At 68.1% G+C, this 24,028-nt stretch carries 22 protein-coding genes; 12 read left to right on the top strand and 10 right to left on the bottom strand.

Annotated elements, in window-relative coordinates:
- Positions 1-13: 13 nt before the first annotated feature.
- The 4 genes from ACS5PN_RS09300 to ACS5PN_RS09285 all read left to right on the top strand — a co-directional run bounded on the left by ACS5PN_RS09300 (position 14) and on the right by ACS5PN_RS09285 (position 4,760).
- Entirely contained in the window at positions 14-1,144 is a 1,131-nt protein-coding gene (locus tag ACS5PN_RS09300) for an HD-GYP domain-containing protein (protein WP_439463635.1), read from the top strand.
- Between the two features lie 129 nt (positions 1,145-1,273).
- Positions 1,274-1,837: an alkyl hydroperoxide reductase subunit C gene (ahpC, locus tag ACS5PN_RS09295; RefSeq protein ID WP_439463634.1), complete on the top strand. Its 564-nt coding sequence runs from the start codon at positions 1,274-1,276 to the stop codon at positions 1,835-1,837.
- 199 nt (positions 1,838-2,036) lie between these two features.
- On the top strand, positions 2,037-3,590 hold the full coding sequence (ahpF, locus tag ACS5PN_RS09290; RefSeq protein WP_439463633.1) for an alkyl hydroperoxide reductase subunit F: 1,554 nt from the start codon (positions 2,037-2,039) through the stop codon (positions 3,588-3,590).
- 60 nt (positions 3,591-3,650) lie between these two features.
- Positions 3,651-4,760 (top strand): hypothetical protein, encoded by a 1,110-nt coding sequence (locus ACS5PN_RS09285; RefSeq protein ID WP_439463632.1) that lies wholly within the window; start codon positions 3,651-3,653, stop codon positions 4,758-4,760.
- On the opposite strand, the gene rarD is transcribed toward ACS5PN_RS09285, so the two are convergent.
- The gene (rarD, locus tag ACS5PN_RS09280; RefSeq protein WP_439463631.1) at positions 4,746-5,612 is read right to left on the bottom strand and encodes an EamA family transporter RarD; all 867 of its coding nucleotides are present in this window, start codon (positions 5,610-5,612) and stop codon (positions 4,746-4,748) included. The two genes, ACS5PN_RS09285 and rarD, sit on opposite strands and share 15 nt — an antisense overlap.
- A 168-nt stretch (positions 5,613-5,780) precedes the next feature.
- Here rarD and ACS5PN_RS09275 point away from each other — a divergent pair, with 168 nt between their 5' ends.
- Both ACS5PN_RS09275 and ACS5PN_RS09270 read left to right on the top strand, forming a co-directional pair.
- Entirely contained in the window at positions 5,781-6,050 is a 270-nt protein-coding gene (locus ACS5PN_RS09275) for a MoaD/ThiS family protein (protein ID WP_439463630.1), read from the top strand.
- A gap of 162 nt (positions 6,051-6,212) precedes the next feature.
- Complete coding sequence (locus ACS5PN_RS09270) at positions 6,213-7,286, top strand: WD40/YVTN/BNR-like repeat-containing protein (RefSeq protein ID WP_439463629.1); 1,074 nt, start codon at positions 6,213-6,215, stop codon at positions 7,284-7,286.
- On the opposite strand, the gene ACS5PN_RS09265 is transcribed toward ACS5PN_RS09270, so the two are convergent.
- Positions 7,273-8,142, bottom strand: coding sequence for an ADP-polyphosphate phosphotransferase (locus tag ACS5PN_RS09265; RefSeq protein WP_439463628.1), 870 nt, complete (start codon positions 8,140-8,142; stop codon positions 7,273-7,275). The genes ACS5PN_RS09270 and ACS5PN_RS09265 overlap by 14 nt on opposite strands.
- Positions 8,143-8,240: 98 nt before the next feature.
- Here ACS5PN_RS09265 and ACS5PN_RS09260 point away from each other — a divergent pair, with 98 nt between their 5' ends.
- Positions 8,241-10,169, top strand: coding sequence for a CocE/NonD family hydrolase (locus tag ACS5PN_RS09260; protein WP_439463627.1), 1,929 nt, complete (start codon positions 8,241-8,243; stop codon positions 10,167-10,169).
- Between the two features lie 47 nt (positions 10,170-10,216).
- On the top strand, positions 10,217-10,966 hold the full coding sequence (locus tag ACS5PN_RS09255; RefSeq protein WP_439463626.1) for a substrate-binding periplasmic protein: 750 nt from the start codon (positions 10,217-10,219) through the stop codon (positions 10,964-10,966).
- Here the strand turns inward: ACS5PN_RS09255 and ACS5PN_RS09250 are convergent.
- Both ACS5PN_RS09250 and ACS5PN_RS09245 read right to left on the bottom strand, forming a co-directional pair.
- On the bottom strand, positions 10,963-11,754 hold the full coding sequence (locus tag ACS5PN_RS09250) for an SDR family NAD(P)-dependent oxidoreductase (RefSeq protein WP_439463625.1): 792 nt from the start codon (positions 11,752-11,754) through the stop codon (positions 10,963-10,965). The genes ACS5PN_RS09255 and ACS5PN_RS09250 overlap by 4 nt on opposite strands.
- Positions 11,747-12,748 (bottom strand): zinc-dependent alcohol dehydrogenase family protein, encoded by a 1,002-nt coding sequence (locus ACS5PN_RS09245; RefSeq protein ID WP_439463624.1) that lies wholly within the window; start codon positions 12,746-12,748, stop codon positions 11,747-11,749. The genes ACS5PN_RS09250 and ACS5PN_RS09245 overlap by 8 nt, the downstream gene beginning before the upstream one ends.
- 135 nt (positions 12,749-12,883) lie before the next feature.
- Between ACS5PN_RS09245 and ACS5PN_RS09240 the strand changes: the two genes are divergently transcribed.
- A complete protein-coding gene (locus ACS5PN_RS09240) occupies positions 12,884-14,821 on the top strand; it encodes a hypothetical protein (protein ID WP_439463623.1) in 1,938 nt (645 codons plus the stop codon).
- Here the strand turns inward: ACS5PN_RS09240 and ACS5PN_RS09235 are convergent.
- From ACS5PN_RS09235 to ACS5PN_RS09225, 3 genes are read right to left on the bottom strand one after another with little or no spacing between them, the layout of a single operon-like run.
- The gene (locus ACS5PN_RS09235) at positions 14,818-15,510 is read right to left on the bottom strand and encodes a pseudouridine synthase (RefSeq protein WP_439463622.1); all 693 of its coding nucleotides are present in this window, start codon (positions 15,508-15,510) and stop codon (positions 14,818-14,820) included. The two genes, ACS5PN_RS09240 and ACS5PN_RS09235, sit on opposite strands and share 4 nt — an antisense overlap.
- Entirely contained in the window at positions 15,507-15,902 is a 396-nt protein-coding gene (locus ACS5PN_RS09230) for a YchJ family protein (protein ID WP_439463621.1), read from the bottom strand. The genes ACS5PN_RS09235 and ACS5PN_RS09230 overlap by 4 nt, the downstream gene beginning before the upstream one ends.
- A 41-nt stretch (positions 15,903-15,943) precedes the next feature.
- Positions 15,944-16,882: a bifunctional helix-turn-helix transcriptional regulator/GNAT family N-acetyltransferase gene (locus ACS5PN_RS09225; RefSeq protein ID WP_439463620.1), complete on the bottom strand. Its 939-nt coding sequence runs from the start codon at positions 16,880-16,882 to the stop codon at positions 15,944-15,946.
- 79 nt (positions 16,883-16,961) lie between these two features.
- Here ACS5PN_RS09225 and ACS5PN_RS09220 point away from each other — a divergent pair, with 79 nt between their 5' ends.
- Together ACS5PN_RS09220 and ACS5PN_RS09215 are read left to right on the top strand one after the other, a co-directional pair.
- The gene (locus tag ACS5PN_RS09220; RefSeq protein ID WP_439463619.1) at positions 16,962-18,713 is read left to right on the top strand and encodes a DUF885 domain-containing protein; all 1,752 of its coding nucleotides are present in this window, start codon (positions 16,962-16,964) and stop codon (positions 18,711-18,713) included.
- Positions 18,714-18,727: 14 nt separating this feature from the next.
- Positions 18,728-19,003: a hypothetical protein gene (locus ACS5PN_RS09215; RefSeq protein WP_439463618.1), complete on the top strand. Its 276-nt coding sequence runs from the start codon at positions 18,728-18,730 to the stop codon at positions 19,001-19,003.
- A 63-nt stretch (positions 19,004-19,066) separates the two neighbouring features.
- Here ACS5PN_RS09215 and bamE read toward each other — a convergent pair whose 3' ends face one another.
- Together bamE and ACS5PN_RS09205 are read right to left on the bottom strand one after the other, a co-directional pair.
- Positions 19,067-19,660 (bottom strand): outer membrane protein assembly factor BamE domain-containing protein, encoded by a 594-nt coding sequence (gene bamE / locus ACS5PN_RS09210; RefSeq protein WP_439463617.1) that lies wholly within the window; start codon positions 19,658-19,660, stop codon positions 19,067-19,069.
- A gap of 168 nt (positions 19,661-19,828) precedes the next feature.
- Positions 19,829-20,566, bottom strand: coding sequence for a DUF481 domain-containing protein (locus tag ACS5PN_RS09205; protein ID WP_439463616.1), 738 nt, complete (start codon positions 20,564-20,566; stop codon positions 19,829-19,831).
- A 106-nt stretch (positions 20,567-20,672) separates the two neighbouring features.
- Here ACS5PN_RS09205 and ACS5PN_RS09200 point away from each other — a divergent pair, with 106 nt between their 5' ends.
- The gene (locus tag ACS5PN_RS09200; protein ID WP_439463615.1) at positions 20,673-23,036 is read left to right on the top strand and encodes a UvrD-helicase domain-containing protein; all 2,364 of its coding nucleotides are present in this window, start codon (positions 20,673-20,675) and stop codon (positions 23,034-23,036) included.
- A gap of 140 nt (positions 23,037-23,176) precedes the next feature.
- Here the strand turns inward: ACS5PN_RS09200 and ACS5PN_RS09195 are convergent, their stop codons facing one another.
- Positions 23,177-23,989, bottom strand: coding sequence for a class I SAM-dependent methyltransferase (locus tag ACS5PN_RS09195; RefSeq protein ID WP_439463614.1), 813 nt, complete (start codon positions 23,987-23,989; stop codon positions 23,177-23,179).
- Between the last annotated feature and the right edge of the window lie 39 nt (positions 23,990-24,028).

Here is a 24,028-nt window from a genome sequence, read left to right as displayed (position 1 = left end):
TCATCATCCGGACATGAAGCTCGTTCCGATCCAACAGGTTGGCGGCCATATCAAGGCCGGTGCTCCCCTGCCGTTTGGGGTTCGTGATGCCGAAGGCAAGCTGCTGCTGGCCAAGGGCCAGCCCGTGCCCAACGAGCAGATGCGCGAGGCGCTGCTGAACCGCGGCGTCTTCGTGGACCTGGACGAGTTGCGCGACCCCTCCAAGCGCGGCAACGACGACGGCACCAGCGGCGAGGACTTCTTCGCCCGCTGGGAGGCGCTGCAGACGCGGCTGTCGGTGCTGCTGCGCGCGCCGCAGGAGCCGCTCTTCCTGCCGCGCGTCAAGGAATGCGCCGCCCAGATCATCGGCTGGGCCGAACGCTTCCCGGATCAGCAGCTGTTCGTCGTGATTCAGCACGATCACAGTCGTCACGAGGTGTATGGCCTGGCCCATCTGCTGCACACGGCGGCCGTCGCGGGGCTGCTGTCACGTCGCCTTGCGTGGACGCCCGAGCGGCAGAAGAGCCTGGTCGGCGCAGCGCTGACGATGAATCTGTCCATCATCGACCTGCAGGGGCGGCTGGCATCGCGCGGCGGCAAGCTCGCGCCGCCGCAGCGCGCCGCCATCGACCGCCACCCCGACGAGGCCGTGGCCTGGCTGCGCAATGCCGGCCTGGACGATGGCGAGTGGCTGGCCGCCGTGGCCCAGCACCATGAGCAGCCGGGCGGCGGCGGCTATCCCCAGGGCCTGGCCGAGCCCAACGAGACGGCCCAACTGCTGCGGCTGGTCGACATCTTCCTGGCCAAGCTGGCCAGCCGGGGAGGGCGACCGGGCCTGCCGGCGCCCCAGGCTGCGAAGTCCCTCTACACGGGCAGCAACGGCCATCCTTTTGCGGCCCTGCTGGTCAAGGAAGTCGGCATGTTCCCGCCGGGTACCCTGGTCAAGCTGGCCAGCGGCGAGACGGCGGTGGCCGTGCGCCGCGGTACATCGGGCAACACTCCCATCGTCAGTGCCGTGATGAATCGTCATGGGGATGCCCTAGGCTCACCTGTCAGGCGCGACACGGCGATGCCGGAGCATGCGATCACGGGCCTGGCGACGGCGCAGACCCTGCGCGTCAAGCTCAGCCCCAATCAGCTCTACGACCGCCGCTACGAGGCTTGAGCGCCCGCTCGCGGGCGCGCTTCATAGGCTGTATCAATGACACTGATTTGATAAATGTTTTCTACTGAAAACCGTTTGTCGATATAGTTCTCCCTATCCCATCAACCCGCCCCCACTGGAGCCTTCTCAATGTCCCTGATCAACACCCAAGTCCAGCCCTTCAAGACCGAAGCCTTCCACAACGGCAAGTTCATCACCGTCTCTGACGAGTCCCTGAAGGGCAAGTGGTCCGTGCTGATCTTCATGCCGGCGGCCTTCACCTTCAACTGCCCGACTGAAGTCGAAGACGCGGCCGACAACTACGCCGAGTTCCAGAAGCTGGGCACCGAGGTCTACATCGTCACGACCGACACCCACTTCTCGCACAAGGTCTGGCACGAAACCTCGCCGGCCGTCGGCAAGGCCAAGTTCCCCCTGGTTGGCGACCCGACCCACACGCTGACCAACGCCTTCGGCGTGCACATCCCGGAAGAAGGCCTGGCCCTGCGCGGCACCTTCGTCATCAACCCCGAAGGCGTCATCAAGACGGCCGAAGTGCACTCCAACGAGATCGCCCGTGACGTCAAGGAAACCCTGCGCAAGCTGAAGGCTGCCCAGTACACCGCCAAGAACCCCGGCCAGGTCTGCCCGGCCAAGTGGAACGAAGGCGCCGCCACGATCGCCCCGTCGCTGGACCTGGTCGGCAAGATCTAATCTGTTGACCTTGCGGGTTGGACCTTGTCGCGCAGCGGCAAGCTCCTACCCCAACTGATCCAGATGACTAGCTTGAGGAGCCCGGGAGGGCTCCTTCCTCTCGCAGAGCCTCACAGGTTCTGCTGAAAGAGCCTCCACACCGGGGACTCTTTCAGCAGTGGCCGATGTCGCCACGCCTCACTGAAAGGACTACCCCGCCATGTTGGACGCCGCACTGAAGACCCAGCTCCAGGGTTACCTGGACCACGTCAAGCTCCCCTTCGAGATCGTCGCCTCGCTGGACAACTCCGCCTCGAGCGACGAGATGCGCGAGCTGCTGGAAGAGATCGCCGGCATGAACGACAAGATCTCGTTCCGCGCCGACGGTGTCGACACCCGCACGCCGTCCTTCCTGCTGCGCCGCACCGGCACCGAGCAGTCGCTGCGTTTCGCCGCCATCCCGCTGGGCCATGAGTTCACATCCCTGGTGCTGGCCCTGCTGTGGACCGGTGGCCACCCGCCCAAGGTCGAGCAGGCCCAGATCGATGCCGTGAAGGCCCTGGACCTGGATCTCGACTTCGAGATCTACATGAGCCTGACCTGCCACAACTGCCCCGACGTCGTGCAGGCCCTGTCGCTGATGTCCATCGTCAACCCGCGCATCCGCACCACCGTCATCGACGGCGGCCTGTTCCAGTCGGAAGTGGAAGCGCGCGAGATCATGGCCGTGCCGGCGGTGTGGCTGAACGGTCAGCCCTTCGCCTCGGGCCGCATGTCGCTCGAAGAGATCGTCGCCAAGCTCGACACCGGCAGCGCCGCCCGCGACGCCAAGAAGCTGGACGCCGAAGAACCCTACGACATGCTCATCATCGGCGGCGGTCCTGCCGGCGCGGCTGCGGCCGTCTACGCGGCCCGCAAGGGCATCCGCACGGGCGTTGCGGCCGAGCGCTTTGGCGGCCAGGTCAATGACACCCTGGGCATCGAGAACTACATCTCCGTGTCCGTCACCGACGGCCCCAAGTTCGCCGCGGCGCTGGAAGGCCATGTCAAGGACTACCAGGTCGACATCCACAACCTGCAGCGCGCCGAGAAGCTGACGCCGGCAGCAACCCCGGGCGGTTTTGTCGAGGTCGAGCTGGCCAATGGCGCCAAGCTCAAAGGCAAGACCGTCATCCTGTCCACCGGAGCGCGCTGGCGCAACGTCAATGTGCCCGGCGAAGCCGAGTACAAGAACAAGGGCGTGGCCTATTGCCCGCACTGCGACGGCCCGCTGTTCAAGGGCAAACCGGTCGCCGTCATCGGCGGCGGCAACTCGGGCGTCGAGGCGGCCATCGACCTGGCCGGCATCGTCAAGCATGTGACGCTGATCGAGTTCGGCGCCGAGCTGCGCGCCGACGCGGTGCTGGTCAGGAAGCTGCAGAGCCTGCCCAACGTGACCATCCTCGTGAACGCGCAGACGACCGAGTTCACCGGCACCAATGGCAAGCTGGATGGCCTGAACTACACCGACCGCGTGTCGGGCGAAGCCAGGCGCGTCGAGGTGGATGGCTGCTTTGTGCAGATCGGCCTGGTGCCCAACACCGAATGGCTGCGCGGCACGCTGGAGCTCAGCAAGCACGGCGAGATCATCGTGGACGCCAAGGGCGCCACCTCGATTCCCGGCGTGTTCGCCGCGGGCGACGTGACGACCGTGCCTTTCAAGCAGATCATCATCGCTGCCGGCGACGGTGCGAAGGCTGCCCTGGGTGCCTTTGATTTCCTGATGCGTTCCTGATGCAGAGCCACCTAGACTGCGCCCCGCAGCGCCCGCGAAGTGGCGCTCAGGGAGCAGTCGATGAAGGGATGGGGATTGTTGTGGCCGCTAGCATTCCAGCTCGCGTTGGTGGTCTATCTGGCCTGGATGGTCCGCCAGATCAAGCGGGGCAAGGAGAGCCAGGACGCCCTGCTTGACGAACTGGTACCAGGGGCGGCGTGCCGCTGGTTTCGCGTCCAGTTGTCGCGTCCCGAGGCCTTCTCCCGCCGGCTGAAGTGGCTGCCTTTCGAGGGCTGCGGCCTGCTGCTCGACGACGGCGACACCGTGCGCATCGTGTCTGAGCTGCGCGATGGCCAGCGACTGGACCAGCGCATGCCCAAGCAGGGCCTGCAGATCGAGTGGGCCGGCGGCAGCGCGCTGATGGCCCGTTCCCACTGGCTGCGCCTCAAGGGCCAGGGTGGCGAGCTGATGGTGAGCGCCGATGTGGGCATGAATGCCCGGGCTTCCCGCGACGCCACGGCCGACCTGTTCCGGTCATTGCTGCCCGGACATCCCTTGCCCGCCCAGGCCAGCGGTGACTTCGCCATCGACAAGAACCGCGCGGCGGCCATCACCACGGGCGTGCTGCTGGCCCTGCTGGTGTTCGCCGGGGTCGACGCGATGGCCAACGATCATGAGCTGTTGTCCGAGACGGCCTTTGCGGTCGTGCCTCTGTTTGGCGAGTTGGCGATATTGCCGCTGCTCGGCGTCCTGCTGGCCCTGCCCGTGTATTGGGGCCTGCGTCGGCGGCGCGTTCCGGTGGCGGAGTCGGCCGGATTGACCTTCCTGCTGGCTGTTGCGATGGCCGTCGCATCGGTTCCGGTCGCCAAGCGTCTCGATCAGTTGCTGGCCCCGGCGGCCCAGCCCGTGGCCTACCGCCTGGTCGGGGCTGCATTGCTGCAGCCCTTGCAACCGGGTCCGCCGGAGCTGCGTTTTCCGGAGCTGAAACGCTACTGGGCGCAGTTCGAGCGTGGCTCCGAGCATTCATTCATGCTGGTGCATGGCCCCCTGGGCTTGTGGCAGCTTGACCGGACGCCGCTGCATGAAAAGACGCGCAGCTTCTATGCGGGCGACGACAAGGCGTCGCGCCCGCCCGCGGCCGCATCGGCGGCCCCGGGTGTTGATGCCCGCGCCTCGTCAGGCCGGCTGTAGGCGTCGCGTGCGCCACAGGCCTTCGGCGCTGTAGACGGCCAGCGCACCCCAGATGAAGCAGAAGGCCACCAGCCGGCTCGCATCCATCGCTTCGTGGAAGAGGAAGACGCCGAGCAGGAACTGCAGCGAAGGCGAGACGTACTGGACGAGGCCCAATGTCGCCAGCGGAATGCGCCGCGCGCCGGCGGCAAACAGCAGCAAGCTGCCGGCCGTGACCGGGCCGGTGCCGATCAGCCAGGCCCAGTCCACCGCCGTCTGGCCGGCCATGCTGCCGTCCTGGGACCACCAGATCAGGCCGCCGGCGGCCAGTGGCGCCAGGATGAGGGTCTCCAGTGTCAGCCCCTCGATGGCGCCCAGGGCGGCCGTCTTGCGCATCAGGCCATAGAGGCCGAAGCTGACCGCCAGCACCAGGGCCACCCAGGGCAGGCGGCCGGCCGCCACGGTCAGCCAGATGACGCCGAAGGCCGCCAGACCCACGGCCACCCATTGCACCGGCCGCGGGCGCTCGTGCAGCACGGCGAATCCCAGCGCGACGTTGACCAGCGGGTTGATGAAATAGCCCAGGCTGGCGTCCAGCACATGGCCATGGCCGACGGCCCAGACATAGGTCAGCCAGTTGGTGGCGATCAGCACCGCCGACACGGCAAAGCGCCGCCAGGTCGCCGCGCTGACGTCGCGCAGCCATTTCAGGTGCCCCGTCACCAGCAGCACGATGGCCACGAAGGCCAACGACCACAGCGTGCGGTGGGCCACGATCTGCAGCGCGGGCACGGTGGCGATCTGGCGGAAGTAGAGCGGGAACAGCCCCCAGCTCAGATAGGCGCCAAGGGCGAAGAGGACACCGGAATTCATCGACCGCATTCTCGTTGCGGGTTATTCCGGAGGTTTTGGTAGGGGCTCCGACGTCGAATCGGTCCCATCTCGTTCGTCATCAAGAGATGAAACTGCCCCCACGCCCGCTGCGCTGGCTGCCCCCCGAGGGGGCGCGTCAGTGGTTACGGGCGGCCGGGCACCACTGACATGGCCCTTGTCGAATTCACCCCCCAGCTGCGCCGTTTCGTGGACGCGCCGTCCTGCCAGTGCGAGGCGGCCACGTTGCGCGAAGCCCTGGACGCCGCGTTTGCCGAGCAGCCGCGGCTCAGGGGCTACATCCTCGACGAGCAGGGCCATCTGCGCGTCAACGTGGTCGTCTTCATCGACGGCCGGCGGGCGCGCGACCTGCGCGGCCTGAGCGACCCTTTGAGGGCCGACAGCCGCATCCATGTCCTGCAAGCACTATCTGGAGGTTAGAGATGCGGCCCCTCGTCCAAGGATTACCTGGGCCGGTCCCCCGAGGGGACGGCGATGCTTGCCGGTTCGACCGGCAAGCACATTGCCAGAGCGGGTCGGCTAGGGAGCGGCCCGTCGCTCGGCCCGCAGGCAGTGCACTACCGATTCGTAAAGGAGACTGAGATGACGCAAGACCGCGCCTGGGCCGCGACCCGCAAAGGCCTTTTCGAACTGCGCCGCCGTGGCGGTGCCTGGCAGATCGACAACCTCAGTTTCGTGGCCGACCCGGTCACCATGCTGCTGCCGCCCGACGAGTCCGGCTTCATGCTGGCCGGCCTCAACCTGGGCCATTTCGGCGCCAAGCTGCAGGCCAGCGACGACGCCGGCAAGACCTGGCGGGAGGTGACGGCGCCGAGCTTCCCGGCCCAGCCCGAGGGCGTGGAAGGCCCGGCCTGGAAGCTGGAGCAGGTGTTTTCTCTGGAGCGATCGAGCGATGCCATCTGGTGCGGCAGCATCCCCGGCGGCCTCTTCGTCAGCCGCGACCGCGGCGAGAGCTGGCAGCTCAGCGAGTCGCTGTGGATGGACCCGCGCCGCCTGCAATGGATGGGCGGCGGCAACCCCAATCCGGCCCTGCATTCCATCTGCCCGCATCCGGCCAACGCCGACGAGTTGCTGGTGGGTGTCTCCTGCGGCGGCGCCTGGCGCACGACGGACGGCGGCGACAGCTGGGGCCTGCGCGCCAAGGGCATGCGGGCCGACTTCATGCCGCCCGAGCTGGCCGGCGACGAGAACTCCCAGGATCCGCACCTGATCGCCCGCTGCCGCGACGAGCCCGACGTGCTCTGGTGCCAGCATCACTGCGGCATCTTCCGCAGCAGCGACAACGGCTCAACCTGGGAGGAACTGCAAGCCCAGCCTTCCAGCTTCGGCTTTGCGGTGGCGGCCCATCCCAAGGATGGCAACACCGCCTGGTTCGTGCCGGCCGTCAAGGACGAGAGGCGCATCCCGGTCGACGGCGCCCTGTGCGTGACGCGCACCCGGGACGGCGGCAAGAGCTTCGATGTGCTGCGCACGGGCCTGCCTCAGCAGCACTGCTACGACCTGATCTTCCGCCACGGCCTGGCGGTGGACGGCGACGGCGAGCAGCTGATGATGGGCTCGACGACGGGAGGCGTCTGGGCGAGCGGCGATGCCGGCGACAGCTGGCAGGCCGTCTCTGCGCATCTACCCCCTGTCTACGCCATCAAGTTCGGCTGAGCCTTTTCTTGATGGCGTCCAGTTCCGCCGCGTCCAGCGTCGGCTCGGGATAGCTCATCTTCAGTGCCGCCAGCGCGTCAACGACGACCTGCGACACGATGAGGCGGGCATTGCGCTTGTCGTCGGCCGGCACCACATGCCAGGGCGCTTCCTCGCTGCTGGTGGCGCCCAGCATCTCGGCATAGGCCTGCTGGTATTTGGGCCAGAGCTCGCGCTCGCTCATGTCGTCGGCGGTGAACTTCCAGTTCTTGGCCGAGTCCTCCAGCCGTGCCAGGAAGCGTTTGCGCTGCTCCTCCTTGCTGAGGTGCAGGAAGAACTTCAGCACGCGCGTGCCGTTGCGGTACAGATGCTGCTCGAGGTTGTTGATGGACTCGTAGCGTTGCGGCCAGATGGCCGGTGCGCGGGCCGTGTCCTTGGGCAGGGTCTGGGCCTTCAGGATCTCCGGGTGCACGCGCACGATCAGCACCTCCTCGTAGTAGGAGCGGTTGAAGATGCCGATGCGGCCGCGCTCGGGCAGGCATTGCGTGGTGCGCCACAGGAAGTCGTGCTCCAGCTCCTGGGCGCTGGGGTGCTTGAAGCTGAAGACCTGGCAGCCCTGCGGGTTCACGCCCGACATGACATGCTTGATGACGCCATCCTTGCCGGCCGCGTCCATGGCCTGAAAGATCAAGAGCAGGGCATAGCGGTTGTGGGCATAGAGCAGGTTCTGCAGCTCGCTGAGGCGTTCGACCTGGGCCTGCAGCTTCTTCTCGTAGTCGCTCTTGTCGCTGTAAAGCGGATCCACGGCCGTGGCCCAGTGCTTGAGCTTGACCTTCTGGCCCGGGGCGACGCGGCAGGCCTGGGTTTGCATCTTCATGGCGGCGTTTCTTTACCTGGTGACGGCCCAGCCTAACCGCGAAGGGGGCCGGCGCGGTGTCAGACTTCGCCTCCGTCTGCAATCCAGCCGTTTGCCTCATGCCCCTGTCACGCGCCACCCTCCTGCTGCTGACCCTGGCTGCCTCCGCTGCCCAGGCCGCCGATGAAGACAACAAGCCGCCTGCCTACGAGCCGCGCGAGCACTACACCAAGTACGAGTACCGTGTGCCGGTGCGCGACGGCAAAAAGCTCTTCACCGCCGTCTACATCCCCAAGGACCAGAGCCGGCGCTATCCCTTGCTGATGGTGCGCACCCCCTATGGCTGCGGGCCCTATGGCGTGGACCGCGATGGCGTGAAGCGCCTGGCACCCAGCGAGGACTTCCTGAAGGCCGGCTATATCTTCGTCTGCCAGGACGTGCGCGGCCGCCACCAGTCCGACGGCGAGTTCATCGAGATGACGCCGCACAAGCCGGCCAAGAAGACGGCGGCGGATGTCGACGAGAGCTCGGACACCCACGACAGCGTGCAGTGGCTGCTGGAGCGCCTTCCCGGCCACAACGGCCGCGTCGGCCTCTGGGGCATCTCCTATCCGGGCTTCTACAGCGCGGCCTCCATCATCGACTCGCATCCGGCCATCAAGGCCGCGTCCCCGCAGGCGCCCGTTGCCGATCTTTTCAAGGGCGACGACAGCTATCACGGCGGTGCCTTCATGCTGGCCGCCAACTTCGGCTTCTATACCGGCTTCAAGCCTCAGCAGACCCCGGTGCTGCCCCCCAAGCAATGGCCGCAGTTCGACTGGGGCACGCAGGACGGCTATGAGTTCTATCTGCAGCAGGGCAACCTCGACAACCTGGCCCGGCGCCTGGCCAGGGACGGCGGGCCGAATCCCTATTTCGACACCCAGCTGGAGCATGACCGCTACGACGAGTTCTGGAAGTCGCGTGCCATCACGCCTCATCTGAAGAACATCCGTGCCGCCGTGCTGACGGTCGGCGGCTGGTTCGATGCCGAGGACCTGGCCGGCCCCTTCAACACCTTCCGCGCCATTGCCAAGCAGAGCCCGAGCACCGACAACCGCCTCGTCATCGGCCCCTGGGTGCATGGCGGCTGGGTGGGTGCGCCGGGGCGTCAGCTCGGCCGCGTGCAGTTCCAGCAGCCGACGGCCGAGCAGTTCCAGAAGGACGTGCTCTTCCCCTTCTTCGAGCAGCATCTGCGCGAGGTGACACCCAAGGCGCCGATTGCCAAGGCCACCGTCTTCGAGACCGGCACCAATGTCTGGCGCCGCTATGACGCCTGGCCGCCCCAGCAGGCCCAGCCGCGCACCCTCTACTTCGCGGCGGGCGGCAAGCTCAGCTTCACGCCGCCGCAGGTCGGCCAGCCGGAGTTCGACAGCTGGATCAGCGACCCCAACAAGCCCGTGCCCTTTGTCGGCTACGCGACGCTGGACGTGCCGCAGGAATACATGGTCAGCGACCAGCGCTTCGCTGCCACGCGGCCCGATGTGCTGACCTACCGCAGCGAGGTGCTGGAGGAGGACGTGACGATCGTCGGCCCCATCGTCGCTCGGCTGTTCGCATCGACCTCGGGCACGGATGCCGACTGGGTGGTCAAGCTCATCGACGTCTACCCGCCCGAGCTGGAAGAAGAGGGCGGCAGGAAGCGCAAGTCGCGCAGCGAGGATGTCGAGCCGCCGGAGTCGCCCATCGGGGGTTATCAGCAACTGGTGCGCGGCGACCCGCTGCGCGGCCGCTTCCGCAACAGTTTCGAAACCCCCCAAGCCATGGTGCCGGGCCAGGTTGAAGAGCTGCGCGTCGAGCTGCAGGACATCAACCACAGCTTCCGCCGCGGCCACCGCATCATGGTGCAGGTCCAGAGCAGCTGGTTTCCCCTGGTCGACCGCAACCCGCAGACCTTTGTGCCCATCCGCAGCGCCCGGCCGCAGGACTTCCAGGCCGCGACGCAGAGGCTCTACCGCTGGCAGGGCCAGGCCTCGGGCCTGGAGGTGAAGCTGCTGTCGCCACGCTAGCCGCGCAGGACTATCCTGCGCCGATCGCCGCCCAGGGTCAGGCCCGGATGTTTAGCCGACTGCTTGCGCTGATGCTGTTCGCGCCGCTGCTGGCCCAGGCCGCCTGCACGCGGCCGCTGCGCGTGCCCTTCGAGGACTGGCGGCCCTATTCCTTCATGGCCGACGGCCGCCACACGGGCCTGGAGACTGAGCTGCTGGCCGCGGTGGCCAAGGAGGCCGGCTGCCGCGTCAGCTATGTGCGCGAGGTGCCCCGCAACCGCCGCCTGCCGCTGCTGCTGGCCGGCGAGCTGGACCTGCTGATCGCCGCAACGCCGGTGCCCGAGCCCGGCGCCTGGTACACGCGGCCCTACCGCGACGAGATGCTGGGCGTTTTCATGCGCGCCGACGATGCACGCATGGAGGCGCGCTCGCTGGACGAGCTGCTGCGTGCCCGGCTGCGCCTGGTCACCCACCGCGGCCCGGCCAGCGTGCCCATCATCAACGACTTCAAGGCGCGCGGCCTGCTGACCTGGTTCGAGGAATACGCCAAGGGTGTGCAGCTGATGCAGCTGGGCCGCGGCGATGTGCTGCTGGGCGACAGCGTTGCCATCGCCTTTGCCGCGCGTGCCGCCGACGTGCCCCTCATCGAGCTGCCCATCACGCTGCTGCGCGACCCGGTGACCTACAAGCTCAGCCGCAAGTCGCTGACCGAGGCCGATCTGCGCGCCTTCAACCGCGCCATCCAGCGCCTGGAGGCCAGTGGCGAGCTGCAGCGCATCCGTGCGCGCTGGCTGGGCGCCGCGCCGGCCAAACGTTAGCGCTTGAGGCGCCGCGACACGGCACCGGTCACGCGTCGCACCAGCCAGCGCGGCGTGCTGCGCCCGGCCAGCGTCGCGGCCAGGTTGAGCTTGCCGGGCACACGGATGACCTCGCCGGCCATGCAGGCCTCATAACCCTCGTCCGCCACCGCCTCGGCCGTACCGATGACGAAGCCCGGCAGGGTTTCCAGTTCGCTGCTGCCGGCCTGGGCCTTGTCCAGCATGGACGTGGCCGTGATGCCCGGGCACAGGGCCGTGATGGTGACGCCGCTGCCTTTCAATTCCTCGGACAGCGACTCGGTCAGCGACAGCACATAGGCCTTGGTCGCCGCATAGGTGGCCAGCATGGGGATGGGCTGGAAGGCCGCGATGGACGCGACATTCAGCACCCGGCCAGCGCCGCGCGCCTGCATGGGCGGCAGGAACTGGGCCAGCATCTCGCTCAGCGACGTCACGTTGAGGTCGATCAGTTCGCGGTGGCGGCTGGCTTGCATGGCCGTGAACTCGCCGTGCTCCAGCACGCCGGCGTTGTTGACGAGGACATCGATGTGCCGCCTGCTGCGCTTCATCGCGGCGGCCAGCTTCTCGGCCGCGCCGGGCTGGGTCAGGTCTGCGGGATGGACCTTGGCCTGGATGCCGTAGGCCTGCGCCAGCTCGACGGCCAGCGCCTTCAGCTTGTCCGCGCTGCGGGCGACGAGGACGAGGTTGAAGCCCGCACCGGCGAAGCGCCGGGCCAGGGCCTCACCGATGCCCGACGACGCGCCGGTGATGAGGGCGGTCTCAGCCATGCTGGGGGATGACGAGGATCTTGCCGTCGCGCTCGCCGGTCGCGGCCGCGGCGATGGCGTCCTTGATCTGCTCGACCGGGTAGGTCGCATGGATGCGGGCCTTCAGCTGGCCGGTCGCGATGAGCTGGGTCAGCTCGCCGTACAGCGCCATCTGGGCTTCGCGCGATGCCACCTTGAACCACTTGGCCAGCCAGAAGCCGCGCAGCGTCAGGTCGTTGAAGACGAAGGACTGCGGCGACACCACGCAGGGCTCGCCGCTCATCAGCCCGTAGTTGACGACGGTGCCGCCCTCGGCGACGCACATGGCCAGCCGGTTGGTGGCCTTGCCGCCGACGGCGTCTATCCCCAAGCGGACCGGCGCGCCGGACACGGCGTCCTTGACGCGCTTGGCGAGGTCATCGCCATCCACCAGCACGACATCGCCGCCATCGGCCTTGACGACCGCCGCAGCGCCCTCGCGCCGCACGATGTTGACGGTGCGCAGTCCGCGCAGCTTGGCGAGCTGGGTCAGATAGCCGCCGACGCCCGAGTTGGCAACGTTCTGGATGACCCAGTCGCCCGGCTGCAGGTTGACGAACTCCGACAGCATCAGCGAGGCCGTCGCCGGGTTGACGGTCAGCATGGACAGCTGCTGCGCATCGGCGCCCGGCGGCAGCGGCACGAGGCGCTTGGCGTCGGCGATCAGATGGCTGGCCCAGGTGCCGCTGCCGGCGGGCAGCAGCACGGTCTGTCCCTCCTTCAGATGACTCACGCCTTCGCCGACCGCCACGATGCGGCCCACGCCCTCGCTGCCACCCACGGCCGGCAGCGGCGGCAGGATGCCGTAGCCACCGGTCAGCATCAGCACGTCGGACGGGTTGATGGGCGCGGCCAGCACGGCCACGACGGCCTGGCCCGCTGCGGGCGTGGGCACGTCGAACGGCACCGCGCCGATGACGTCCTGCGGCACCGGGCCGCGTTGTTCGTAGAGCGACTTGATGCCTTGGATCGTCATGCGGATCTCCTCTTGGTGGTGGCGTTGCATTCTGATCCGATCCGGGCGCCGTGACGATTCACGCCCGCCACTTGCCGAGCCACTGCCCTGCCGCCTTTATCCTGCGCGCCATCAACAAGCTCAGGGAGAGCGGGCATGTCCTTTCGTGTGAGAAGGGCCGCGGGACCGATCGCGGCCATGGCGTTGACGCTGTTGACGGCCTGTGGAGGCGGTGGCGGTGGCGGCGGAGGAGGAGGCAACCCCAACCCGGGCCCCATGCCGCCGCCGCCCTCGGCGACCGGCCTCGTGCCCACCGCGGGCGTGCCCGGCGCGGTGCTGCAGGAGCAGGCCGCGTCGCTGAGGCCCATGCGCGACGGCTCGCACTGGACCTACCGCTACCAGAGCTTCAACGGCAGCGGGCCCGACCAGGTGGAGCTCGTGCAGAAGTCCGTCGGCGACATCACCTTCCGCGAATCGGACCCGCAGGACCCGGACTCCGGCCTCGACATCTACGTCGACAGCCAGGGCACGGTGCGCTTCTCCGGCACCCTGAGGGTCACGGCGACCGCGTCGCCCGTGGTGATCTCGGGTATCGAGCTGCGCTCGCCGGTCCGGGCCAACGAGCAGATCGTCATGATCGACCAGCGCATCGAGCAGACCGGCCTGGACGTCGACCGCGACGGCAAGATCGACCCGGCCGACGTGGCCGTCTGGCGTACCGTCGTGGGCAACGAAACCGTGAACCTGCCTTTCCGCAGCGAGCCGGTGACGGCCGTGCGCATCGACACGACCACCGTGGTCCGCGTGGTGCCCAGCGGCGGCGCGGCGGCCCAGACCGTGACCCAGAAGCTCAGCTCCTGGTACGCCCCTTCCCTGGGTCTGGTGCGCGAGGCCGCGGCCGGCTCAGGCGGCGGGCGGGCGCTGGACAGCGACCAGACCCTGCTCGGCTATGACGGCGGCGACAAGGGCTATGGCTATGCGGCGACCCCGATCACGCTGAACTGGGCCGCGCCCACGGTGCCCTACACCTCGGTGTTGACGCTGCCCGGCAGTGGCGACCTGCTGCTGGGCGAAGCGGGCGGGCTGCGCCGCGTGGATTCGCATGGGCGCTTCAAGGCGTTCAACGCCTTCGGCAAGGGCAGCCTGCTGGGCCAGACCGGCAATGCGCTGTGGGTGATGGGCGGCACGCCGATCGGCAACGACCGCACCCGCTACGACCTGTATCGGCTGGATGCGGACGGCAAACCCGAGACCGTCGCCTACGCCAGCTTCGAGCCCCTGGACCGTGTGCCCGCGGGCAGCTTCAACGACACGCCGCGATTCGCGATGGCCCAGGGCAGCGCCGTCTTCTGGGTCTACTGGCGCGGCACCCGCTATGACACCCCCAACAGCCCGGGCCGGGACATCGTCACCCTGAGGCGGCACAACGGCAACGACTGGGTGGGCGATCCCATCGAGATCACGCTGGGCACCCTGGCGCGGGCCGGTGACCCGAGTGCCCTGGCGCAGGCAGATGGCCTGCTGCTGACCTGGATCGATGGCAGCACGCCGCGCACCTTGCGCGTTGCCGCCAACGGTACGGTCGGGGCGAAACAGGCGGTCGAGCAGGGGGTGGACTGGGTGTTGGGGGCGTGGAACCTGTTCGGCGATGGCGCCGGCCAATGGGCGCTGTGGTCAGGTCCCGCCGCCGCCGGTGCCGACTACCGCCCGCACGGCGTGCGTCTGGACACGGGCGGTGCGTTGCTGGGCACGGAGGCCAGCGCGACGGCGCTGCGCAATGCGCTGCTGCCCAGCTTCCAGGATCTGTCATCGCCCCTGGACATGAGCCACCTGGGCGGACGCAATGGCAACTGGCTCTATGCCGAGACCAGCTTCGGCGTCGTCTATCCAGACGAGACGCGGCAGCGCAATCATCTGCTGCTCCGCCAGATCAAGGCGGGCGCCGGCGCGCCGGCCAGCGATCAGGCGACGATCGCGACCTATCGCGTCGACAACGTCAGCCTGATGGCGCCGCCCATCGTCTTCGAGAAGCACACCCTGGTGTTGACCAGCAACGGCAGCTATATGGTGCCCATCGTGGTCTGGCACCGCTAGGCTGCCAGTGCACTTTCCCAACCGGTCGGCGCAGCCGCGACGTTCAGCGCCGCGCCGCTCAGCGGGTGGGTGAAGCTCAGCCGCGCCGCGTGCAGCCACAGCCGCTGCAGGCCGAGGTGGGCCGCGACGGCGCGGTTCAGCGGCCCCTTGCCATGGGTCGCATCGCCCAGGATGGGGTGGGCGATGTGCTTGAGGTGGCGGCGGATCTGGTGACGGCGGCCCTGCATGGGCTCGGCTTCCAGCAAGGCGACGCGGGTGGTGGCGAAGCGCGAGTCGGTGACGACGGGCCATTCGAGGCGCTGCAGCACCCGCCAGCGCGTCTGCGCCTCCAACATCGTCTGTCCGGCCGACGGCAACTCCGGGTCGCGTGCCAATGGGTGGTCGATCATCCCCTCGTCGGCCTGCGGCCAGCCGCGCACCAGGGCCAGATAGCGCTTGTCCATCTGTCCCTGCTCGAACATCGCGCCGAGCAGCGATGCCACCTCTGACGACAGCGCAAACAGCAGCACCCCCGAGGTGCCGCGGTCCAGCCGGTGCACGGGCCACACCGTCCGGCCGAGCTGGTCGCGCAGCAGCTGCAGCGCCGCCTCGTCCTCGCCGGCGGCGAGCTGCGTGCGATGCACGAGCAGGCCGGAAGGCTTGTCGATGGCAACGAGGTGCTCGTCCCGATAAAGCAGGGTCAGAGTCAATTTTTGAGATCGCCATCCACGTAGAACCACTCGCCGTTCTCGCGCACGAAGCGGCTGATCTCATGGAGGCGGTGCGCCCGGCCACCCAGCTTGCTGCGGGCGACGAACTCCACGGTGCCATGTTCGGCGTCCTGCAGGGCACTGCGCTTCACGTCCAGACCCAGCCACTTCAGGCCGGGCTCGGGGGCTTCCAACTCCGCAGGCCGGGTGCTGGCATGCCAGCTGGCGAGCAGGTAGTCGCGCAGGTCCAGCACAAAGGCCGAATAGCGCGAGCGCATCAGGGCTTCGGGCGTGGCGGCGGTCAGGCCGCGCCTTTCAGCGAAGGCCTGGTGCAGAGCGCCGCAGCAGCTGGCATAGGAGGCGGAGCGGCCGCAAGGGCAGGGCATGTCCATGCCCGGCACTCTAGCGGCTCGGTCCTGCCGAGCGATGCGGCCTAGAGGACCAGCTCCCAGATCTCGTTGACCACATCAATGCCAAAGCCGTGGCCGGCCTCGCTGCGGATGAGCTGGTAGCCCTCGGCCGCATAGATGGCGCGGGCGGAGAGCAGCTCGCTTTGCGTCCACAGCACGATGCGCTGGTAGCCGGCCGCGCGCGCGAAGTCGCTGCACTGGCGCACCAGGCGCTTGCCCAGGCCCAGGCCGCGGGCATGGGGCTCCAGCAGCAGCAGGCGCAGCTTGGCGACGCCCGGGCGTGGCTTGTCGGTCTTGTCATCGCGGGCCTGGACCAGCATCACGCTGCCCAGACGCTCGGCGCCGCGCGCGGCGATCCAGCAAGCCTCGCGCTCGGGCTGGAAGCGGTCGACGAAGTCGGCGCAGATGCGAGCGACCAGGGCTTCGAAGCTGACTTCCAGACCGAACTCAGCGGCATAGAAGGCGCCGTGGCGCTCGACGATCCAGCCCAGATCGCCGGGTTGGGGCGGGCGCAGTTCCACGGGTGCCGCAGCGTCAGGCTCCAGCATGGCCTGGATGCGCGCCATCGAGCCCAGCAGCAGTTGACGCTGCGGCGCGGACAGCGGCGCCAGCATGGCCTCGGCCTTGGCCGTGCCTTCGCGGTCCAGCGGCGCGAAGGCGCGCTTGCCGGCGGCACTGAGCTTGAGCAGGGTCTGGCGGCCGTCCTTGGGGTGGGCCTGTTCGGCCAGCAGGCCGCGGTTCTTCAGGCCGCGCAGCAGCCGGCTCATATAGCCGGCGTCGAGCTGCAGGCCCTTGCTCAGCGTCGACGCGCTGACCGGCGCGTGGTGGGCCAGTTCCCACAGCACGCGGGCCTCGGGCAGGGTGAAGTCGCTGTCGGGCAGCTTGGGCGCCAGCACGCCGATGCGGCGCGTGTAGAAGCGGTTGAAGGCGCGGATGTCCAGGGCTTGGGTCGAGGCGGTCATGGGCGCATCATCAGCAATATGGTTGCTTTTGGCAAGCAATTGGCCGTGCCATGATGCCGGTGCCAACATGGGAGCCTGCATGCTTCGAGCGGTCCGCCTCGCCCTTCTGCCCCTGCTTGCGGGCCTGCCGCTGGCCATGGCCGCGCCTGCATCGGCCACCAGCTCCTGGCGGCAGGTGCTGTCGGATTACGACGTGCATCTGCGCGCCACCGACCCCCTGCGTGGCGCGCTGCTGGGCGATGCCACGGCGCTCGCGCGCTGGCCGGACGACAGCGCGCCCGCTCTGGCGGAACGCCGGCAGCGCCTGCAGAAGTTGCAGGCCCGTCTCGCCGCACTCGCCCAGGCCCGGCTGTCACCCGAGGATGCCTTGAGCCGCGACCTGCTAGCCGAGCGTGTCGATCTCGACCTGCAGGGCCTGGCCTTCGACGAGGCGCGCCTGCCCTATATCGGTGGCGACGGCTTCTACACCGTGCCCAACTACGCGGCCGATGGCGTGGTGCTGCGCGACGAGGCGCAGGCGCGCGCCTGGCTGGCCAAGATTGCGGCCTTTCCGGCCTATTACCGCGCCCAGGCGGGCAACCTCCGGCGTGGCGCGGCCAGCGGCTTCGTGCGGCCGCGCCTCATCGCCGAGCGCGCGGCAGCAACGCTGAGAGCCAGGGCCGATCAGCCGGCCGAGGCCCATGCGCTGCTGAAGCCGCTGGCCGATTCACCCTTGCCGTCGCGGGCACGGCTGCTGGCCGAGGGCCTGGCCCTGCTGCAGCAGGCCGTGAAGCCGGCCGAGCGAGAGATGGCCGAGCTGTTCGAGCGCGTGGTGGTGCCGGCGGCCAGCCCGGCCCTGGGCATCTCTTCCGTGCCCGATGGCAAGGCCTATTACTCCTACCTGATCCGCCGCCAGGCGTCCACGCGCCTGTCACCCGAGGACATCCATGTGCTGGGGCTGAAGGAGGTGGCCCGCATCGAGGCCGAGATGCGGCAGGTGATGGCCACCACCGGCTTCGGCGACAGCCTGGCGGCGTTCTCGGAGCAGCTGCGCGCCGACCCGCGCTTTCGCGCCGCAAGCCTGGACGACTATGTGACCCGCACCCGCGACGTCGCCAAGCGCGCCGATGCGCTGCTGCCGGCCTATTTCCGCCGCCTGCCGCAGCTGACCTATGGCGTGCGCGTGGTGGCGCCGGAGATGAAGGAATCGTCCTCGGGCTACAACCCGGGCAGCCTGCCCCAGGGCGTGGCGGGCACGGTGCTGGTCAACTTCGACGCGGTGGAGCAGAGCCCGCTGTACAGCTTGACGGCGTGGACCCTGCACGAAGGCGTGCCCGGCCACCACCTTCAGATCGCGCTGGCCCAGGAGCGCGACGACCTGCCGGCCTTCCGGCGCCTGGACGACCTGAATGCCTATGTCGAAGGCTGGGCCCTGTACGCCGAGCACCTGGGCGTGGAGATGGGCCTGTACCGCGACGCCCACGAACACTTTGGCCGCCTGTCCTTCGAGATCTGGCGGGCCTGCCGCCTCGTCGTTGATACCGGCCTGCATGCCAAGGGCTGGACCCGCGAGCAGGCCGTGGTCTATCTGCGTGAGCACACGGCTCTCGGCGCCGGCTTCATTGAGACCGAGGTCGACCGCTACATCGGCTGGCCGGCCCAGGCCCTGGGCTACAAGCTGGGCGAGTTGCGCATCCGCGCGCTGCGCGAGAAGGCCGAGCGCGAGCTGGGAGCCCGCTTCGACCTGCGCGACTTCCACGATGCCGTGCTGCGCGGCGGCCCCATGCCCCTGGACCTGCTGGAGCGCGAAGTGGGGCGCTGGATTGCCGCTAGGCTCGCGGCCCAACACTGAAACCGGAGAGCGCATTGGGCATCGTCGTGTATTGGCTGGAAGGTGCGGGTGAGGAAGCGGCACCGGTCTGCCAGTTCTTCAGCAGCAAGGAGCTGACCCAGGCCCTGGCCTGGGCCGAAGACCGGCGCAGGGCGGGGCATGGCCACGTCAGCATCTCGACCGAGCTGGACGAGAGTGTGGGGAAGCCCGGCGTCTCGGCCGTGGAGGGAGGCAAAACGCCGGACGGCGAGGCCTATGAATGGTCCAAGGCCGGCCGGGCCGGCAAGATGCGGCGCGGCGGCCGCGGCTAGGCCCCAACGAAAACAGCCGGCGCCTCACGGCGGCCGGCTGCTTGCGGGGTGGTGAGGCTGACGTTACTTCTCGCCGGTGGAGGTGTATTCCACGTCCGTGACGACCCCCGCCGCGTCGAAGGACACGATCAGCGTCTTCGCATAGAACTTCATGTTGAAGACGCTGCCCTTGACGTGGGAGTAGCTGTAGATGAACGCGGTTTCCGTCTTGTTCTTGATGAAGGGATGAACACCCTTGCCGTTGGGGTTGCCCAGCAGTGCGGTCACCTCGGCGCGGGTGGACTTGCCCTTGGTGATGGCGCTGACCTTGGTGTCGTCAAAGTCGGTGGCATCGTTGGGAAACGAGCTGACGAATTCTTCCGCCACCAGCACGTCGTTGAAGGTCAGGAACACCTGCGCGCGAGCCGGCGTCACGCCCGGGTACTTGCCCGAGCCGGCACCTTCGGCGTACGCGTAGCGTGACTGCTTCAGCTTCTCGCCGTTGCGCAGCAATTCACCCGTCTGCTGGGGCGCACCCATGACCTGCGTGATCTGGGCTGCTGTCGACTTGCCGACCTCCAACGCGCCGGAATCGGGACGCTTGAAGTTGGTGCCGGCGCACCCGACGAGAAGGGCCGACGATGCGGCCAGGAGCATGAGGCGAAGAATGTTGGACATGTGATGTGGTCTGGGAATGAAGCGAACGCCCACGCCACTGCCGGCGCAAGCGGCGCGGATTGTGGAGAGGGACCTCGCTCCAAACGCTAGGGATCACCCTGGCGGCGCACGGCAATATTGCCGTGGGTATCGGTGGGTTTCGTGGCAGCCGAGGCGGCCGATCCCGCGTCAGAACTTGTAGCCGAAGCCGACGGTCAAGAGGTTATCGGTCTTCTTGGTGCCGATGGGCACGCGGCTGGCGTAGCGGCTGGACAGGCCGACGTTCAGCGTCCAGCCACCCAGGATCTGCGTGGCCAGACCGGCATCGAAGGTGGCGCGGTTGCCCAGGTCGCCACCGCCGGGGTAGTAGACCAGGCGCTGCTTCAGCGTCGTCGTCTCGCTGACCTTGTGGCTGGACTCCTCGCCGAACAGCACTTGCGCGCCCTTGGCCGTGCTGCCGTCGGTCAGGCGGGTGGTGGTGTAGCCGACACCGCTGAAGATGTCCCAGTTGGTGGCATCGTCCTTGATGAGGTGGTAGCCGAGACCACCGTTGAGGTTGTAGCGGTCGCGCACGCCGCCGGCCTTGTTGGTCTCGCCTTCCGCACCGGCGAAGGAGAACCATTGCGGGCCGAGGTTGAAGTCGTAGCGGCCGCCCAGGCGCAGCAGGTCGGCTGTCGTGGTGTCGACGCCTTCGACCTTGTTGCGGCCGTAGTTGGCGATGCCGTAGAGGCTGAGCTTGTCTTCGGCCGTGGCGACGCTGGCGTCCGCATTGGCGGCCAGGGCGCGGCTGCTGTTGTTGCCGCTGGCGAAGGCGCCGGAGACGCTGAGGCCGCCATGCCACTTGCCGTCCGGCGTGTCCTGCGCCTGGGTGGTTTGCGAGGCGAGGCTGAGGGCGACGGCGCCCAGGGCGAGAGAGAGACGAGGCATTCGGAAGCTGGGGTCTTGCGGGAAAACCAGAAGTATCGCCAACGAAGCCGGACGGGCCGGCCGCCGCCGGCCGGGTCTGTAAGAGGGCGTTCTCTAAAATGCCGGAATGACTTCCTTTCCTGTCGACGCTGTGGTCGACGCCGCGTCCAGCCCGCTGCTGCGCAACCTCAACCCCGAGCAACTGGCCGCCGTCACCGCCGCTCCGGAACCCGCCCTCATCCTCGCCGGCGCCGGCTCGGGCAAGACCCGCGTGCTGACGACGCGCATCGCCTGGCTGCTGAACACCGGCCAGGTCAGCCCCGGCGGCGTGATGGCCGTGACCTTCACGAACAAGGCCGCCAAGGAAATGCTGGCGCGCCTGTCCACCATGCTGCCCTTCAATGTGCGCGGCATGTGGATTGGCACCTTTCACGGCCTGTGCAACCGCTTCCTGCGTGCGCACTGGAAGCTGGCGCATCTGCCGCAAGCCTTCCAGATCCTGGACGCCAGCGACACGACCTCGGCCGTCAAGCGTGTCATCAAGGCCATGAAGCTGGATGAAGAGCGTTTCGTGCCCAAACAGGTCGGCTGGTTCATCGCCGGCTGCAAGGAAGACGGCCTGCGCCCTGGTGACGTGGAGCAGCGCGACGAGCAGACCAAGAAGATGGTCGAGATCTACGCCAACTACGAGGACCAGTGCCAGCGCGAAGGCGTGGTGGACTTCGCCGAGCTGATGCTGCGCAGCTATGAGCTGCTGCGCGACAACCAGGCTGTGCGTGACCACTACCAGCGGCGCTTCCGCCACATCCTGGTGGACGAGTTCCAGGACACCAACAAGCTGCAGTACGCCTGGCTGAAGATGTTCGCCCCGCCGGGGCGGGATGACGGCCAGAGCGTGCTGGCCGTGGGCGACGACGACCAGAGCATCTACGCCTTCCGCGGCGCGCGCGTCGGCAACATGGCCGACTTCGAGCGCGAGTACCGCGTCAAGAAGGTCATCAAGCTGGAGCAGAACTACCGCAGCTTCGGCCACATCCTGGACGCGGCCAACGAGCTGATCAGCCGCAACACCCAGCGCCTGGGCAAGACGCTGCGCACCGACGCCGGCCAGGGCGAGCCCATCCGCGTGCAGGAGGCGCCGAGCGACTTTGCCGAGGCGCAATGGGTCATCGAGGAGATCCAGAGCCTGCACCGCGGCGGCCTGGACCGGCAGGAAATTGCCATCCTCTACCGCAGCAATGCGCAGTCGCGCGTCATCGAATCGGCGCTGTTCAACTCGGGCATCCCTTACCGCGTCTACGGCGGCCTGCGCTTCTTCGAGCGCGCCGAAGTCAAGCATGCGCTGGCCTATCTGCGCCTGCTGGAGAACGCCAACGACGACACCAGCTTCCTGCGCGTCGTCAACTTCCCGACCCGTGGCATCGGTGCCAAGACGCTGGAGAACCTGCAGGACGCCGCCAAGGCCTCGGGCCGCAGCCTCTATCAAAGCGTGGGCGCCATCACCGGCAAGGGCGGCGCCAACCTGGTCGCCTTCACCAACCTGATCGACTCGACGCGCAACCTGACCCAGGGCATGACGCTGCGCGAGATCATCGAGCAGGTGCTGGAAACCTCGGGCCTGCTGGACTTCTACCGCACCGACAAGGACGGCGCCGAGCGGCTGGAGAACCTGGACGAACTGATCAATGCGGCCGAGGCCTTCGTCATGCAGGAGGGCTTCGGCAAGAACGCCGTGGGGCTGCCCGTCGACGAGGTTGCTGAGGCCGGCACGCCAGGCGCGGTGCCGGATGCAGAGACCGGCGAAATCATGTCGCCGCTCGTGGCCTTCCTGACGCATGCCTCGCTGGAGGCCGGCGACAACCAGGCCCAGGCCGGCCAGGATGCCGTGCAGCTGATGACGGTGCATTCGGCCAAGGGCCTGGAATTCGACGCCGTCTTCATCACCGGCCTGGAAGAAGGGCTGTTCCCGCACGAGAACTCCATGTCCGACCATGACGGGCTGGAGGAGGAACGTCGCCTCATGTACGTGGCCATCACGCGGGCGCGCAAGAAGCTGTCACTCAGCTTCTGCCAGACCCGCATGCTGCATGGACAGACCCGTTATCACATCAAGAGCCGCTTCTTCGACGAGCTGCCCGAGGAGGCGCTGAAGTGGCTGACGCCGCGCAACCAGGGCTTCGGATCGGGCTTTGCGCGCGAGTACCAGCAGGCCTGGCAGCGCGGCTCGGGGCTGAAGGGCATGGTGGGTGCGGGCAATGTTCAGAAGGCAGCCTGGGTGGAGCCGCCGGTGCCGGCCAGCATGAAGCAGAAGGTCTCGGAAGAGCATGGCGGCCTGCGCGTCGGCAAGGGCGTCTTCCACAACAAGTTCGGCGAAGGCGTGCTGCTGACGCTGGAAGGCACGGGTGCGGATGCGCGTGCCCAGGTGAACTTCGGCCGGCATGGCACCAAGTGGCTCGCCTTGTCGGTGGCGAAGCTGACGCCGATCGATTGAAGCCCCTCGCCCAGTCTCGCGAGCGAGTCTGGTCGGTCCCCCGAGGGGACGGCAATGCTTGCGGCATTGAGCCGCAAGCACATCGCCATAGGCGGGCCGGCTAGGGAGCGGCCAGGCGCTCGGCCCGCAAACCCAAGTGGCTATCGCCCGATGATCACCACGTGGGCCTGGATGCGTGTATCGAGAGGCCCGGCGCCGAAGCGATCGGCAAAGGCGCGGGCGACCAGGGCTGTCATCTCGGGCAGGCGGCCCGGCGCGCGGGCCTCGATCTCGGTGCGCAGCGGCGTGCCCTGGCAATAGCCCAGGGCCGCGGGCGACGGCGAGTCGGCCTTGGCACGCAGCGGCAGCGTGACGATGTCGGCCTCGCGCTCGAAGCCGCCGGCGGCGAGATCGGCGCGCAGCACGTGGATGTCGTGATAGCCGTGCGGTGTGCGGGCCATGAAGCGCGGCGGGTCGTCGGGGAAGGCTTGGGCCAGGGCTTCGGTGGCCGTTCTGGCCAGCTCGTTGCTGTCGATGTGGTCCCAGACGTTGAACAGGAAATAACCGCCCGGCTTCAGCACGCGGCGGATCTCGGCAAAGGCCAGCGCCTTGTCGGGGAAGAACATGGCGCCGAACTGGCAGGCCACGAGGTCGAAGCTGGCGTCCTCGAAGGGCAGGTCCATCGCATCCGCCAACCGCCATTCGACGGGGCGCTCCGTGCCCAGCGTGGCGGCCATGTCGATCATGGTTGCGTTCAGGTCGCTGGCGATGATGCCGACCTCCGGTGGCAGCTCGGTGACCAGCCGGCGCGTCAGCACCCCGGTGCCGGCGGCGATCTCCAACACCTGCGCGGGCTGCAGGGCCGCCACCCGGGCAGCCAGGTCGGTCGCATAGGGCTCGAAGATCAGCGGCACCATATAGCGCTCGTAGAGCTCGGGGATGGAGCCCGTGAAGCCGCGGTCGGTGAGGTTCATGAGCCGATTCTGAGCCGGTGCTAGGCTCGCCGGCGCTGT

The organism is Roseateles sp. NT4 (assembly GCF_051857475.1).
Classification (GTDB): Bacteria; Pseudomonadota; Gammaproteobacteria; order Burkholderiales; family Burkholderiaceae_C; genus Pelomonas.
This window is presented reverse-complemented; position numbering and strand designations above follow the sequence as displayed.

Coding starts and splice junctions, on each gene's coding strand:
- ACS5PN_RS09300 (WP_439463635.1), top strand. CDS start 14: ATGAAGCTCGTTCCGATCCAACAGGTTGGCGGCCATATCAAGGCCGGT.
- ahpC (WP_439463634.1), top strand. CDS start 1,274: ATGTCCCTGATCAACACCCAAGTCCAGCCCTTCAAGACCGAAGCCTTC.
- ahpF (WP_439463633.1), top strand. CDS start 2,037: ATGTTGGACGCCGCACTGAAGACCCAGCTCCAGGGTTACCTGGACCAC.
- ACS5PN_RS09285 (WP_439463632.1), top strand. CDS start 3,651: ATGAAGGGATGGGGATTGTTGTGGCCGCTAGCATTCCAGCTCGCGTTG.
- rarD (WP_439463631.1), bottom strand. CDS start 5,612: ATGAATTCCGGTGTCCTCTTCGCCCTTGGCGCCTATCTGAGCTGGGGG.
- ACS5PN_RS09275 (WP_439463630.1), top strand. CDS start 5,781: ATGGCCCTTGTCGAATTCACCCCCCAGCTGCGCCGTTTCGTGGACGCG.
- ACS5PN_RS09270 (WP_439463629.1), top strand. CDS start 6,213: ATGACGCAAGACCGCGCCTGGGCCGCGACCCGCAAAGGCCTTTTCGAA.
- ACS5PN_RS09265 (WP_439463628.1), bottom strand. CDS start 8,142: ATGAAGATGCAAACCCAGGCCTGCCGCGTCGCCCCGGGCCAGAAGGTC.
- ACS5PN_RS09260 (WP_439463627.1), top strand. CDS start 8,241: ATGCCCCTGTCACGCGCCACCCTCCTGCTGCTGACCCTGGCTGCCTCC.
- ACS5PN_RS09255 (WP_439463626.1), top strand. CDS start 10,217: ATGTTTAGCCGACTGCTTGCGCTGATGCTGTTCGCGCCGCTGCTGGCC.
- ACS5PN_RS09250 (WP_439463625.1), bottom strand. CDS start 11,754: ATGGCTGAGACCGCCCTCATCACCGGCGCGTCGTCGGGCATCGGTGAG.
- ACS5PN_RS09245 (WP_439463624.1), bottom strand. CDS start 12,748: ATGACGATCCAAGGCATCAAGTCGCTCTACGAACAACGCGGCCCGGTG.
- ACS5PN_RS09240 (WP_439463623.1), top strand. CDS start 12,884: ATGTCCTTTCGTGTGAGAAGGGCCGCGGGACCGATCGCGGCCATGGCG.
- ACS5PN_RS09230 (WP_439463621.1), bottom strand. CDS start 15,902: ATGGACATGCCCTGCCCTTGCGGCCGCTCCGCCTCCTATGCCAGCTGC.
- ACS5PN_RS09225 (WP_439463620.1), bottom strand. CDS start 16,882: ATGACCGCCTCGACCCAAGCCCTGGACATCCGCGCCTTCAACCGCTTC.
- ACS5PN_RS09220 (WP_439463619.1), top strand. CDS start 16,962: ATGCTTCGAGCGGTCCGCCTCGCCCTTCTGCCCCTGCTTGCGGGCCTG.
- bamE (WP_439463617.1), bottom strand. CDS start 19,660: ATGTCCAACATTCTTCGCCTCATGCTCCTGGCCGCATCGTCGGCCCTT.
- ACS5PN_RS09205 (WP_439463616.1), bottom strand. CDS start 20,566: ATGCCTCGTCTCTCTCTCGCCCTGGGCGCCGTCGCCCTCAGCCTCGCC.
- ACS5PN_RS09200 (WP_439463615.1), top strand. CDS start 20,673: ATGACTTCCTTTCCTGTCGACGCTGTGGTCGACGCCGCGTCCAGCCCG.
- ACS5PN_RS09195 (WP_439463614.1), bottom strand. CDS start 23,989: ATGAACCTCACCGACCGCGGCTTCACGGGCTCCATCCCCGAGCTCTAC.